Origin of the sequence: Klebsiella sp. 10 (genome assembly GCF_018223925.1) — a bacterium.
GTDB lineage: Bacteria > Pseudomonadota > Gammaproteobacteria > Enterobacterales > Enterobacteriaceae > Klebsiella > Klebsiella pneumoniae.
In genome coordinates this window covers 1-14,762 of the sequence record NZ_JAGRRB010000029.1, presented here as the reverse complement: position 1 = coordinate 14,762, position 14,762 = coordinate 1, and the positions used below count along the sequence as shown (strand labels likewise).

The following is a 14,762-nucleotide window of genomic DNA, read 5'->3' as shown; positions in this document are numbered from 1 at the left end:
CAGACCGACCTTTTATTTTAACGCCCGGCCATCGCCGTCAACTGTGCGCTGGCGAGAGCATGGCTATGTAACAGATAGCCGACCAGCGCCCCGCTGGCCCCGGCATCCACCGGCAGCGTGGGGACATCCAGCGCCCATACCGTAAAGCGATAGCGGTGCGGTTTATCTCCCGCCGGCGGACAGGCGCCGCCGAAGCCGGCATAGCCAAAATCGTTGCGGCCCTGGACCGCTCCGCCCGGCAGTGTAGCGCTGTTTTTATCTCCCGCGCCAGCGGGCAGCGAAAAGACGCTGCTGGCGATATTGACCACCGTCCAGTGCCACCAGCCGCTGCCGGAAGGCGCATCGGGATCCCGGACGGTGACCGCGAAGCTGCGCGTACCCGCCGGGGCGTTTTTCCATGCCAGCTGCGGAGAGACATTGCCTCCGGTACAGCCGAAACCGGCAAACCAGTGCTGCTGGGCCAGCGGCTGCCCGTCACGCATATCATTGCTGCTTACGCTAAACGGCGCGGCCATCGCGCCGCTGCTCACAGCCGTTACCATCGCCACAGCCATGCGGATACCTGTTTTCATCGTCTGCTCCTCGTTGGGGTGAGAAAACAGGGTATGAGAGTCCGCACCAGCTGAATGTGCCGAAGCGCCTGCATTTTGTGCCGAAACGCTCACCTGTGCCTGCCGGGCGAAAGATGCTTGCGTGCGCCAGGTGTGCTAATCTACGCGCCATTTTTCGGTGCCGACATTCCCGTTGCTTAAAGGTAGCCCCATGACAGATTCCCTATTCCCCCGCTTAGTGTTAGCCAAAGGACGCGAGAAATCCCTGCTGCGTCGCCATCCGTGGATATTCTCCGGCGGCGTCGCCCGCATGGAAGGTAAAGCCCGCAGCGGTGAAACCATCGATATCGTTGACCATCAGGGAAAATGGCTGGCCCGCGGCGCTTACTCGCCGTCGTCGCAGATCCGCGCCCGCGTGTGGACCTTCGACCGCAATGAAGCCATCGATAGCGCCTTCTTTGAACGCCGTCTGAAGCAGGCGCAAACCTGGCGTGCCTGGCTGGCCGAGCGCGATGGCCTCGACAGCTACCGCCTGATCGCCGGCGAGTCCGATGGCCTGCCGGGCGTCACTATCGACCGCTTTGGCAACTTTTTCGTGCTGCAGCTGCTCAGCGCAGGCGCCGAATACCAGCGCGCCGCCATCATCAGCGCCCTGCAGAACCTGTTCCCGGACTGCGCCATTTACGATCGCAGCGATGTCGCCGTGCGTAAAAAAGAGGGACTGGAGCTGGCCCAGGGGCCGGTGGTGGGCGAACTGCCCCCGGCGCTGCTGCCGATCACCGAGCACGGCATGAAGCTGTTGGTCGATATCCAGGGCGGGCACAAGACCGGCTACTACCTCGACCAGCGTGACAGCCGCCTGGCCACCCGCCGCTATGTCGCGGATAAACGGGTGCTGAACTGCTTCTCCTACACCGGCGGCTTTGCGGTGTCGGCGCTGATGGGCGGCTGCCGCCAGGTCACCAGCGTGGATACCTCGCAGGAGGCGCTCGACGTTGCCCGCCAGAACGTGGAGATCAACGGACTGGATCTGTCCAAAGCGGAATTTGTGCGCGACGACGTGTTCAAACTGCTGCGCAAATACCGCGATCGGGGAGAGAAATTCGACGTGATCGTGATGGATCCGCCGAAGTTCGTGGAAAATAAAAGCCAGCTGATGGGCGCCTGCCGCGGCTATAAAGATATCAATATGCTGGCGATCCAGCTGCTGAACCCCGGCGGCGTGCTGCTGACATTCTCCTGCTCCGGGCTGATGACCACCGATTTATTTCAGAAAATCATCGCCGATGCCGCAATTGATGCCGGGCGTGATGTACAATTTATAGAACAGTTCCGTCAGGCTGCCGACCACCCGGTGATCGCAACCTACCCGGAAGGGCTGTATCTGAAGGGGTTTGCCTGTCGCGTCATGTAACTTGAAAAACGAAACATGAGCCTCATATAGGGAGTATTCATGTTTCCCAGGAGGTGCCTATGATAGCCAGCAAATTCGGTATCGGCCAACAGGTCCGCCATACGCTCTTGGGCTACCTGGGCGTCATCGTCGATGTCGATCCCGAGTATTCGCTCGCGGAGCCGGAAGAGGATGAAATTGCCGCCAATGACGAACTGCGCGCGGCGCCCTGGTACCATGTGGTGATGGAAGATGATGATGGCCAGCCGATTCACACCTATCTGGCAGAAGCGCAGCTGAGCAGCGAAACCCGCGACGAACACCCGGAACAGCCGTCCCTTGACGAACTGGCCAAAACGATTCGTCAGCAGCTGCAGGCGCCAAGGTTGCGTAACTAGCCTACCCACGCCGCCCTGATGGGCGGCGTTTCGTTTTATATTCTATTTTTTCTTTGCCACCGCGGCGGCCAACGCCTGACAGATCGCCTCATTAAATTGCGGACTGCGCTGCTGAGCTTCAGACCAGCGGATGTTCGCCTGATTTAACTGCCGCGACTGTGCCGCGCTGCCCTGCGCCAACTGATTAAAAAACGGCGCTAGCATTGCTCCCCCCTTTACTTCCTGCGCTATTAAAACTGGCGAACCGTCGCTGTAACGAAAACGCTGTGCTGCGGCGGGGATAGCGACATCAGCAAAATGTGCTTGCGCAAAGCTCGCCCAGTAATTCGCGGCGTTATAACCCCGGGTAAAATTACTGTCGCAATGAGGAAGCGGAGAGAGCCGCCGGGTATTTTTCTCAGGCGCTTTAAAGCTGTTCTCTATCCATCGCGCCATTCCCTCCAGATACCATTTTTGTTTAAAAACGGCATAGCCATACTGATAAAGATGGAAAAATTCATGAGCTGGCGTAATGTTACGCGCCGGTTCCAGCGCGGCATTCAATACAAACTTTAAACCGCAAGGCAGCTGCCTGCCGTCACTCATCGTTTCTGCCGCCACGCGATCGAAGGCCAAACCATTTCCTTTCGGCAGTTGCAGCACATAGACATTGATTTGCCTGGCCTGAGCATAGATCTTTTGCTGTAACGGAAAGCGAAGGCCAAGCACACTGGAATAGAGGTATTTAGCGGCCTGTAGTTGCCCGGCAATATCTTTGATACTGTCAGGGACGCCACTGCCTGAGCTGTCGTACTGATATTTGAGGGCGTCTCGCCCTTGCAGGCTATAAAAAATATGGAAATCATCTTCAACATATTCTTTTTCGAGACGATGATTAAGTAATATCGAACCTTTGACGCAGCGGGATTCCTGCACCATTTCATCGGCCGCCGCGGACGGCAAACAAAACACCGCTGACAGATAAATTGCGCACCATACCGCTCCTGCTCTGCTATATCGCAAGGTACCGCCTCTTTGGATGTAACCCGCCCCGGTAAAAGAGTTTTACCGGGGCAGAAACGTTCTTACACGACACGTTGTTTGAGCGAAGCCACATTGAGTGGCTTCTCCTCCTGCTCCTTCATTCGCTGCTCATTGTGCTGTAACCAGCTTTCCCAGCGCCCGGCTATCGCGGTAGCGTAATAACGGCGCGCATTGCGGATAGCGGCGGCCTGCATCTCTTTTTGTAGCGCCTTATCGGAAATAACCCGAACTAAGGCCGCGGCCAACGCCTCTTCGTCGCCGTAAGGCACCAGAATCCCGGCCTGGCGGTCCTGCAGAATATCGCGCGGCCCATATTTAATAGCAAAACTAATTAACGGCGTGCCGTAGACCATGGCCTCGACCGCCGACAGAGATTGCCCCTCCTGATTTGAACAGAGGACCGTACAGCAAGCGTGTCGATGAACGGCAGCAATATCCGAGGTAAATCCGTTGATTTTTATCACGTCTTCTAATCCCCACGCCTTAACCTGATCGCTAAGTTTACGGCGAAGCGGGCCGACGCCATAAGTATGGAGCCGCGCATCGGGACGTTGTGCGGACACTTTACGGAATGCGTTGAACAGCGTCAGATGCTGCTTTTCTTCAGAATAACGCGCCAGGTAAATGACCGTTTCTGAGGGCTCCTTTTGCGGGTTAACCGGAATTTTGCTGTCATCCATATGGTTGGGGATGACCACAAGGCGAGCGCCGGGGATCCCCTCTTGCTGTAAATCTTGCCATTGTTCGTCGGTGAGTACGATTAACCGATCCACCAGTTGCGGTTGTTCCAGTAAATGACGGTAAGAAGCTTTTATCCCGCCGTTTAGCAATTGATGATGAGAGTGGATGACCGCGCTAACCGTGCAGTTCATCCGCTGTGCCGGTTGCGAACAGACAAAATCTTTCCACGCTTTGTTTTTATCGACGATAAAATGCCAGTTGCCCGCTGCGGGCAGCATCATTTCCAGCATCCAGGAGAAAAACGCTTCCTGTTGGTTAAAGGATTTGACCTCCCCGCCCGGCAAAGCGACATCCATGCGGATAATCTGCAGATTCGCTTTCTTGATATCAAAATATTTACGCAGCAACACGTTTCCTGCGCTATCGACGTAATCTTCCACCAATTGCCCCTGCGGGCGTAATTGATAATTATTTTTACCGATTGGCGCCTCTGCTTTCGGCACAACTGTCTGACGAAGCTCAACCTCCCCTTTCAGCCCTGGAAGCGGGACGATCTTCCCCGCACTCAGGCACGACGCTAATGCATTGTAGAGGTTATAAACCGGCACCGCTTCCGGCAACGCTCCCCGTGCCTTCAACGCTTTTACCGCATCGTTAAGGTCTGGGTTCCAGACGGCGGTGATAAGCCACGGGACGGTGTGTAAATGTTCAACAAACAGCCTTGCTCGCCGGGTAGCCGCAACCTCAATACCATTCCCCACGTCGCGCAGATTCTCCAACAAAAAAAGGGTCGTTCCCCGAGGCGCGGGCGGCGCCGCGATTGGCGATTGCTGACGTTTGCTGGCTGCCTGAAAATACTTCTGATAAGCGATATAACCTGACAGATAGTGCTCTACATCATCAATTCGAACACGATAGCTATGGTGACGAATAAAGAAACTATTAACGATACGCGCAGGATTTTTAAAAAACATCGCCAGCTCTGGCCAGAAGAAACCATCCAGTAAATAACGCGCCCGCGCCTCCAGGGCCTGGTAAAATTTGTCTTTATCAAAGTCGTCGAGCAAATGGCGCTGTGTGGTAGAGGCCTCCAGGCGCGCAATCATTTCCGCCGCCGCCATCATTAACTCCAGTAGCGTTGGATAGGTTGTTACCCGTTGCAGCACGAAATCCAGATGATCGCGCACGTTGTCCAGCCCGAAGCGGAAATAACGCTCCTCCGGGCGAAAACGCGTTAATTCGTTAACGCAATAGCTCAACCAGTGATCGTGATGCTGCCAGTGTTTTTGTCGAATGAAGTATTCAAATGCTTTCTCCACCATAACCAGCCACTGCGGCGCCAACGTCAAGCTATACAAGCGCATTAAGGCAAAAGCCGCCTCACCGTCGTAATAGATGATGCGATGTTTGGCTTTCAATGAGAGGTCGTGGCTGTTAAGGACATGAACAAACTCACCACTTTGCTCGTCCTGCATAAATGCAATTCCAGTGGCCAGTTGCGACAACAAGTCCAGATATTGTCGATCGCCCGTCGTTTCGGTGTATTTCACCAGCGCCAGAATACTGACGGCATTACCGCCAAGTTTAATTTCATTTTCGACATCACAAAGAAACGCAGCCTGTCGTCCATCAGCAAGCGTACGAACAGAAATAAGGTTATTGACCAGGTAAGCAATCGCCCGATCGATCGCCTGACGAAGGTGCGGCTGCTTAGTCGCCTCCCACCCCTCAATCAGCGAATAGGTTGAGCTGGCATGGCGTAAAGCATTATAGGATCGCACAGGACGGTCAAAGCAGGGAAACCATCCGTAATAATAGAGTCCGTCTTTTTTGACCTGACGAGCCAGATAATCGCTCCCCTTTTTAATAACCTCGGGCAGATAATTTTTTTGCCATTCATCACCGATAACGCGGTAGCCGGAACTGCGGCCAGTATGTTCGATGAGTTTAGCGCCGTTACGATCGCAGAATACTGAACGCGTTTTAAACCGCCATAGTATCTGCTGAGGTTCGCTCGGCCAGTTCAAACTGCGCTTAAATCGGCGTTGACCATAATTTTCCAGATTGATGTCATTTGGCGCCGCTACGCCATTGTCCCCATCATAAAGTAAAGCATTCGCCGCAATTTCCTGTTCAAGGATCGCTTGCGTAAATTGTGTATCAAAAGAGATGCCGAAGCGAAAATAATTGCGTTTGGTGATATTGAGTTTCTTTAATAGATTTTCCCACGTTAGCTTTTCTACGCTATCGACAATATCAATTCGTAACCATTGGGTTTCATTATCTTGCTTTTTACGCCACTCCTGCAGCGCTCTGGCCCCGGCTAGCCAGGCTTGATCAAAGCTGGCTGCTGTCGAAACATGGACATGCGCACGCTGCTTACCGTCACTGACGCTAAAAAAGATGACCCACCCAGGATAATCAGTAGGCAATGCGGTCGTTTTTAATGGTTTGCACTGAAAGCAAGCCTGTTGTAATAAATCGCTCAATGCCATCTCAAATCTCCATTCGTTGAAAATTCACCAAACATAAAGCTAACTAGCAGGTGTTACCTTTCTCTCAGCGCTTCTTTTGCCCTATTAAATGGTTTCACCAAATAATCCATAACTGTCTTCTCTCCGGTTTTAATATCAACCGTAGCGATCATCCCTGGACCTATTAAAAAACGCTTACCGCGTTTATTTTCCAGATAGTTATGATCGGTACGGATAAACACCCGATAATAGTAAACATCAGGTTTTGCCTCGTCCTGAATCGTGTCGGGAGATATCGTTTCGACAACACCATTGAGGGCGCCATAGATGGCATAATCATAGGCGGTAATTTTCACCAGCGCCTTCTGATCGGGATGAATAAATGCAATATCGCGCGGAGAAATCCGCGCTTCGATCAACAATCGACCATCAATGGGGACGATATCCATCAGTTCACCGTTAGGCGCGATAACCCCGCCGATGGTATTCACTTTGATATTTTTGACGATCCCCTGCACCGGTGAGCGCACGGTCAATCGAGCCACTGAATCTGCCCGGCCCTTAATCACTTCGGCAAGGCTGGCGACATCCGCATTGGCTTTTGACAACTGCTCGCGGGCATCAACATAGTAGCGAGTGTTGAGGTCAATTTTCTTTAGCTCAATATCGGCAGCCTGCTGGCGTAAACGAAGCACTTCAACATTACTGGCCGCACCGGTCTTAGCCAGCTTTTCATTTATCGCCAGCTCACTATTGACCAGCGATAACGACTGCTCCAGTTGCCGCATAGACTTCGTTAGCTGCTCCCTGCGACTGTGATAGAGGCGAGTTTCTTCCGCCAGTAGCCCCGGCCAGGCCTTCAGCGATGGTGGAAAAATCAGCGGTTGGTTGTTCACCTCGGCGGTCAGGCGAATGCTTGCGGCTAATGACGCGCGATATTTTGCCTGACTTTCGCCAACATTGGATTCACTGCGGGTCGGATCCAATCGTGCGACCACCTGGCCCGCGGCGACACGGCTGCCTTCGCGAACGTTCAGCTCAGTTAAGATCCCGCCATCGAGCGTTTGCAACACCTGTTCGCGCGAGCTGGGGATCACTTTTCCGGTCCCGGTGGATACTTCATCAAGCGTGGCAAACCACGCCCAAACGCCTGTGACCACCAGCAGTAGCGCCAGTAAAGCGATCAGGCGGCGCGATTTAACCAGATCGGCCTCATCACGCTCGTTATCAGCCATCGCAGCAACCGGATCGAGTTCCTTTACCAACGGGAAAATCGCAGCAGTGGGCTTATTCATATGTTCACCACCTGAGCACGCGCTTTTTCTTGCTCAAATACCGTCGCTTTAGGCTTATCCAGCGCCAGCTGCCCGTCCTGAATAACCAGTATACGATCGACGATATTGAGCACCGCCGCTTTGTGAGTGGCGATGATTAACGTACGCTCTCCTGCCCAACGGGCCAGCTGCTCGACAAACGCTTTTTCTGTTCGTTCATCAAAGAATGAGGTGGGTTCATCCAGCAGAATAATATTGGGATCGCGGATGAGCGCTCGAGCCAGCAGCAGTGACTGCCGCTGCCCGCCGGAAAGCCCAAGCCCTCCCTCCATCACCAGATGTTCAAGCCCCATAGGCAGTTTGTTGACAAACTCCAGCGCACCGCACAGCTCCAGCACTTTCACCAGTTCATCATCGCTCGCCATAGGCCGTCCCAGGGTCACATTTTCCCTTAATGTCCCATGAAATAACCGAGCCTCCTGCGTCAGTAGCGTGGCATTACGGCGAATATCCGCCAGATCGATTTGCGGCAGCGAAAGATCGTCAAGCCTTAGTTCGCCTGACGTCAACTCAACATTACCCATCATTGCCTGCAAAAGCGTTGATTTCCCGGCGCCAATGCGCCCCAGAACAGCTATTTTTTCCCCGGCTTTGATAGAAAGCTGTTTAATTCGCAGCGGTGCGGGGCCATTGTCTTTGCCGTAACGAAACTCGGCGTTGCGAAATTCATAATTACCGTGCAGAACCGCTCGATGGATCCGCGGCTCATCCAGCCCCCCTTCTACCGGCAGCGCCATTAAATTATCCAGGCTTGCTTTCGCTACTTTCACCTGCTGCCAGCGAGCCAGTACCCCGCAGAGCGCCGTCATCGGAGCAACCATTCGACTGGACAGCATCGATGCCGCCACCATGGCGCCGGTCGTGATGTCGCCATTAATCACCAGCGGCGCCCCAACGGCCACTACGGTGGCATACAACAGGTTCTGGATCGACATGCCCCAGCTCACCAGCCCATGAGTGACTTTTCGGGTTTGAACTCCCGATTCCGCAGTAATCGCCACATAGCTGTTCCATTGTTGCAGAAAGCGACTTTCTGCCTGCATCATTTTTATATCCGGCAGGCCCTGAATGCTTTCCACCAAAATGGCGTTGCGTAGCGTGCTTTCATGCTGATTTTTATTTGCCAGCTCAGCCAGTTTTTTCTGCAGTAACAATCCCGGTAACAGCATCAGGATAGTCGCAACAGGCGCGATCCAACTCAGCCATGGCGAGACGATAAATAGCACAAGCTGAAAAAGCAGGAAAAAAGGTAAATCGGCAATGACCGTCATCATGGTCGAGGTCATCATTTCCCGTACCTGCTCTAGCTCGCGAATCTGGGAAATAAAGCTGCCCGTCGAGCGCGGCACCGCCGTATTTTTCAGCCGTAATGCGTGACCAAATACGCGATCGGAGATACGAATATCCCCACGTTTTCCCAGCAGGTCGGTCACGTGACCGCGAGTAATTTTCAGAACGAAATTGAACACTGCGGCAATTAATACGCCGCTAAACAAGACATATAACGTGGGATAGGATTGGGCCGGAATTACCCGATCATATACCTGCATGGAAAAGAGGATACCGGCTAATGCCAAAATATTGATCGCCAGCGACGCCAGCATGACATGTGTATAGGGATGCCAATCTTTTAAAACGATCTTACGTAACCAGTCCGGCTGGAAGCGTGTGAGGTAGCTTTCAGTTCTAATATCTTTCTCCGGCGAGGCCGGACGAAAAGCCACAGTGAATTCAATTTCATCTAACAAGGAGTCAAGCGGACAGTGGCTTAGTAATGTGAGCTCTTTGACAAAACGGATCCCGACTGAGTTATGTAGATCGAAGCTTTCAATAATGCCAATCTGGCCATCTTTGAGCTGTACCACAAGCGGCAGCCGCCAGGCCGACATTTTCCGGTCATTGCCATTAAGAAATTGGCAATGCAATCCGGCATGACGGCATAAATGTTTAAGCGCATCAGGCAGCGTTTTTTGCGTCGCCCACTCCGCCGCGGCATGAAGCGTCCCCGGTGAGTAACTTTGCCGATAATGGCTGGCGACAAAAGCCATAGCGTTAGCCCAATCCTGTAAATGCGGAATATCGCTGCGCTGGGGTTGTTCGCTCATGGTCGAATCTCCACGCCCTGAATTCTTTGGTTATCCAGAGCAAAAACGGCGCGCATTTTCCCTGTACTGAACAGACAGTCCAGTTCCAGATTTCGCAGTTGCGCTTCAGTTAATACCTGATTAAATTGCGCCTGATAAATTTCCTGATCGACGTTAAGCAGGTCGAGTAACGGACGCGTGCCGAGCTGTAAATATTGATCCTGATACAGGGCGCGGGTTTGTTCGCCAAGCAATTGCTGGCGGCGCTGGATGGCGATAGATTGTTTCAGGTTTACCGCCTCGTCGCGGGAGGCGCTCAACTTCTGGCTGGCATCGAGTTGCGCGTTTCTGATCCCTGCATTCGCCGCAGATAGCGTTTGCTGCGCCGCTTCGCGGGAAGCCGTTAGCGCGCCGCCCTGGTAGATCGGCATTTCTACTTTGACCCATGCCGAATACTGCGTTTTATTTAATACCGCGCTGTTGGCGTAATTATCATTGAGGTAATGCGTTACCTGAGGTTCCAGCGAGATTGTAGGCAACATTTGCGCGGTGGCATTATCTACCTGGGCTTGTGCCTGTGTAGCCTGGGCCAAAGCGGCGAGCACCGCTGGTACGGTTCGATAATCAATTTTACTAACGGCGCAGGCGGCATCCATAGCCTGCGGTACGCTTTCGGTTACGGAGGTAATACTTCCGAGACCAAGATACGTCGCCAGCGTTGCCTTCCAGCGCTCAAGCGCTGCCTGATACTGGATAAGCGTCGCCTGCGCACCCTCAACGCGGGTATCCGTCTGCACAACATCAGAAAGCGATGTCGCCCCGGCGTCGTTGCGCTGGCGAATAAGATCGCCAATATGCTTTAACGAATCGACCTGGGCCTGGGCTATTTTCACGAGCTTTTGATAACCCTGCAGCTGTACCACTGCACCCGCGGTATCATGAGCCACCTGATCGATATTAAGCATGACCATCGCCTGCTGTTGGGCAACGGCAGCGTCCGCCGCTCTCACCGAACTGGAGACTTTGCCAAAGTCGTACAGCATTTGCGAAACAGAGACAACTAATGAGGGAGAATATCCAGAATCAGAGTAGGTGTTACTGTACCCATTATTCATACCCGCATTAACCTGCGGATAATATTTGGCTTTCGCTACATCCACTTTTTGCACCTGCTCCTGAAGTTTACTCACCTGTTGATTGATAGCAGGATGCCAATTGACTGCTGATTTTACTGCGGTAGCAATATCCAGTGGACCGGCAAGATGACTTTCAGGGTTGATAAGCTCTTCGCTATATCCGGCGACCTGCTGAGTATCGTTTAACCTCTGGGTGCTGATGCTGGTGGGCGGAAAAGAAAGCTCCTCTGCGTCAACCGTTAATACCACGCAGATTGACAGGAAAATAGTGCTGCAGCTGTAAACGCTGACCATCCCTTTTTTTTGAAATAGACGCATAAAATTACCCTTCAGAAAGCACACTGAAAATATGGATATACTCTTTCCGCATCATTCTTTTTATTTAACGATAGCCCGTCGTTCCCCGATTGGTTTTTCCTTATCCCCTTTCGCGACAAAAAATCGTAACGGCAGCACCTCCCTGTGCCGCCATTCTCATCGACTTATTTAGTTCGAGTTATTGGTATCAATTAGCTCATCGAGCGAATTGATATGGACCCCCTGTAGCGTAATCAACGTCGCAGGTTGATGGGTGTTTCCACCCGTTCCATCGCGATCAATAGACACCACGGTGTTTCCGCCGACATAACTCAGAGTAATATAGTTACCCAACGTATCGCTGGAACCATTCCAGCCGACCAACAGCGCCGAAACATCGATATGATCTCCCTGGGCGACCGAGAAATCGCTCCAGATATCGCTACCGTTGCCTCCGGTGTTGTCATCCGCCAGCAGGTTGTAAACCAGCGTATCGGCTCCCACACCCATGCTGAAGGTGTCATCGTAAGCGGTACTATGAACGCTATCGTCATTGACGCTGCCGGCGATCTGCGGGTGCAGATCGATCGTCAGATTCGCCGTCGAACTGCCGCCATCACTACTGATAAGGGTATAAGTAAATGTCTCCTTAGACGTTATTGCATCGGTATTCACACCCCCGTTCAACTGATAGGTGTAACCACCTTGCCCATTAATGGTCAGGATCCCGTATTCACCATACAGCACCGCATTTCCATTAGATGCGCTGGTTCCCGTATCGTTAGTTACTGTGCCATCAGAATGGAAGGTCCAGTTGGTCGCGATACCCAGATTGTTTTCGCCACTTATCGTAAAGCCGCTATGCAGCGAACCAAGCGTGTCTGGTGTTCCATTCGCATCGGAACCGTCGAGAATATTCCCTGCCACAGATTGCCCGACCGTCAGATGCGCATCGGTAAGGATCTCTGTTCCTGCTACGCTCGCTGACAGGTTGTAGGACAACGCCGTGCCGGCATGCATCGTATGACTAATACTCAGAGTATAATCACCTGCCGCCAGTTGTAGCGGGATGCCGCCGTTAACCATGTTCAGCGTCACAGTATCCGTATCGGATGACGGGCTAAGGAGAGAACCATCCAGAGCCATCGTCAGAGAACTCGTCCACACCGTTACATCTGTTGTGACACCGCCAACAGTGACATGATGAATAAGAGTGACCGTCCCAGAAAGATCGCCATTCAGTAGTGAGAGACCACTGGTTCGGTTACCACTCAAGTTGAGAGTGATAGATGCTCCATCCACCTCCCGGCCTTCAGCGATGGTAAAGTTCTGACTAGTGACTTTCGCCGCCGATGTCGCATTAGCCGCTACTGCCGTGTTTGGCACTGCAAGATTGCTGACGCTTTGCGTCCAGGTTACCGACTGCATTGCCGTTGCCGCCGACAGGGAGGCGATATCATCAACCGCTACCGGTGGCGTTGACTCAATGTTCATCGTCAGCGTAGTCGACGATGTATGACCCAGCCCATCCGTTATCGTGTAGGTGAAGACATCACTCTGACCCACCCCTGTTGTTCCATTAGCATGGTAACTATAACTACCGTCAGACTTGATTATCAGAGTACCGTATGTACCGTTAATCGTGACGCCGCCAGCAGTGACTGTTTCGATCTGCGATCCAAACTGAATGCTGCTTACGGTAATTTCATTACCTGTATCGCCAACATCGCCATCGCTATCGGTGTGCAGAACATTCCCCGTCACGTATTTAGTCGAATCTGTCACCTCCATACTAATGCTGGTGCCCAAATTCAGATTCAGTATCGAACCAATCAATCCTTCAGTAGTCGGCGACGAAATAACAACCATATAGTTACCGGCGCCAATTCTTTCAAATTCCCCTCCTCCCGCGTATTCAAGGCTTAATCCAAGGAAACCTGTCGGCGTTGCTGTAATTCCATCCTTAATAACGCCGACTATCTGGTTAGTGTCGGTATTGATCAGAATGAGATCCAGGGTAACGGCGCCTAGCGCGATGCTAAGGGCAGTGGACCCCGAAACGCCTAACGTCACATCCTGTTCAGTCCCTTCAGCCACGACAAACTTAAAGCCATTGGTCGGAAGCGCGACATTCACGGTATTCAGTAGCGACAGGCCCGCCACCTGAACGACATTGCCCCCCTGGATATCAAGATTATCTTCGACGTTGCCGACGTAATAAGCCTGCGTATCCGGATTAGCCTGGGCGGTCTCGACCTCCTGACCGATATTGATAGTCAGGGTGGTGGTTGATTGCAGCCCATTACCATCCGTAATGGTATAGGTAAATACATCCGCATTACCTGCCGACCCGGCCTTACCTGATGCCTGGTAGCTATAGCTGCCGTCAGCGTTAATAGTCAGTACGCCGTAAGCACCCGTTACCGATATGGTGCCGCCATTCACTGAGAAAGTCTCACCTGCAGCAGTGGTGGCCGTTACCGACGTTACCGTAAGGTCGGTACCGCTATCGGCCATATCGCCGTTATCCGATCCCTCCAGCACATTGCCTGTAACGGTACTTCCGCTATAACCGAGCGAATCGGTTACCGTTGCTTCTACAAAGGTGGCTACTCCTGCACCTGCGAGCGTGTTGATCAGGCTCACCAGAACTCCATCGGAATTTGGTGAGGATATCGCCAGCGCATAGCTACCAGCAGGCAGATTCTCAAAGGAAGCTGTTCCGCTATAGACCAACCCACCAAGCAACGTTGCGCTAATACTCACGCTTCCCGCGTCGATAGCAACTACGCGTCCAGTCGCGATATCAATCACCGACAGATCGGCTGTCAGCGTATTTCCAGCCCCCAGCAGATTGACTATCGACGTTAACAGCCCAGCCGTTGAAAGCAGAGACACGCCGCTGACATCAACCGTCATATCCTCTGTTGTGTTGTTGTCCACGTTGAAGCGGAAGCTACTGCCAGACAACAGCGACACATTAATCGTGCTCAGCAGCGAGACGCCAACCAGTTGCGAGAGATTGCCTTCAGTACCATTAAGATTGCCGTACTGCTGCACAACCTCAGAACTATTGGTATCAGGTATTGCCTCAACGGAATCCGAATCACTGTCCGAATCCGAGTCGCTGTCCGAATCGGAGTCGCTGTCAGAGTCAGAATCGCTGTCAGAGTCAGAATCGCTGTCCGAATCGGAGTCGCTGTCAGAGTCCGAATCGCTGTCCGAGTCGGAGTCGCTGTCGGAGTCCGAGTCGCTGTCGGAGTCCGAGTCACTGTCAGAGTCCGAATCGCTGTCAGAGTCCGAGTCCGAATCACTGTCAGAATCCGAATCGCTGTCGGAATCGGAGTCACTGTCGGAGTCCGAATCGCTGTCGGAGTCCGAATCGCTGTCA

General features: G+C 52.8%; 9 protein-coding genes. 2 read left to right on the top strand and 7 right to left on the bottom strand.

Annotated elements, in window-relative coordinates; all coding sequences use genetic code 11:
- Nucleotides 1-17 precede the first annotated feature (17 nt).
- Entirely contained in the window at nt 18-572 is a 555-nt protein-coding gene (locus KHQ26_RS25360; RefSeq protein ID WP_020804579.1) for a YbhB/YbcL family Raf kinase inhibitor-like protein, read from the bottom strand.
- Nucleotides 573-762: 190 nt separating this feature from the next.
- On the opposite strand from KHQ26_RS25360, the gene rlmI reads away from it, so the two are divergent.
- Together rlmI and hspQ are read left to right on the top strand one after the other, a co-directional pair.
- Nucleotides 763-1,965 carry a 23S rRNA (cytosine(1962)-C(5))-methyltransferase RlmI gene (gene rlmI / locus KHQ26_RS25355; protein WP_004176645.1) on the top strand — a complete coding sequence of 401 codons (1,203 nt, stop codon included), beginning with the start codon at nt 763-765 and terminating at the stop codon, nt 1,963-1,965.
- Nucleotides 1,966-2,024: 59 nt separating this feature from the next.
- The gene (gene hspQ, locus KHQ26_RS25350) at nt 2,025-2,342 is read left to right on the top strand and encodes a heat shock protein HspQ (protein WP_002898441.1); all 318 of its coding nucleotides are present in this window, start codon (nt 2,025-2,027) and stop codon (nt 2,340-2,342) included.
- 42 nt (nt 2,343-2,384) lie between these two features.
- Here the strand turns inward: hspQ and KHQ26_RS25345 are convergent, their stop codons facing one another.
- The 6 genes from KHQ26_RS25345 to KHQ26_RS25320 all read right to left on the bottom strand — a co-directional run.
- Nucleotides 2,385-3,260, bottom strand: coding sequence for a hypothetical protein (locus KHQ26_RS25345; RefSeq protein WP_004183583.1), 876 nt, complete (start codon nt 3,258-3,260; stop codon nt 2,385-2,387).
- 146 nt (nt 3,261-3,406) lie between these two features.
- Nucleotides 3,407-6,541: a glycosyltransferase gene (locus KHQ26_RS25340; RefSeq protein ID WP_020804585.1), complete on the bottom strand. Its 3,135-nt coding sequence runs from the start codon at nt 6,539-6,541 to the stop codon at nt 3,407-3,409.
- A gap of 53 nt (nt 6,542-6,594) precedes the next feature.
- Nucleotides 6,595-7,815, bottom strand: coding sequence for an HlyD family type I secretion periplasmic adaptor subunit (locus KHQ26_RS25335; protein ID WP_020804582.1), 1,221 nt, complete (start codon nt 7,813-7,815; stop codon nt 6,595-6,597).
- Entirely contained in the window at nt 7,812-9,959 is a 2,148-nt protein-coding gene (locus tag KHQ26_RS25330) for a type I secretion system permease/ATPase (RefSeq protein ID WP_004183581.1), read from the bottom strand. Before KHQ26_RS25330 ends, KHQ26_RS25335 begins: the two co-directional genes overlap by 4 nt.
- The gene (locus tag KHQ26_RS25325) at nt 9,956-11,392 is read right to left on the bottom strand and encodes a TolC family outer membrane protein (RefSeq protein ID WP_004179227.1); all 1,437 of its coding nucleotides are present in this window, start codon (nt 11,390-11,392) and stop codon (nt 9,956-9,958) included. The genes KHQ26_RS25330 and KHQ26_RS25325 overlap by 4 nt, the downstream gene beginning before the upstream one ends.
- Nucleotides 11,393-11,560: 168 nt before the next feature.
- Nucleotides 11,561-14,762: type I secretion C-terminal target domain-containing protein (locus KHQ26_RS25320; RefSeq protein WP_211777973.1), on the bottom strand; the 3,202-nt coding region annotated here is incomplete at its 5' end.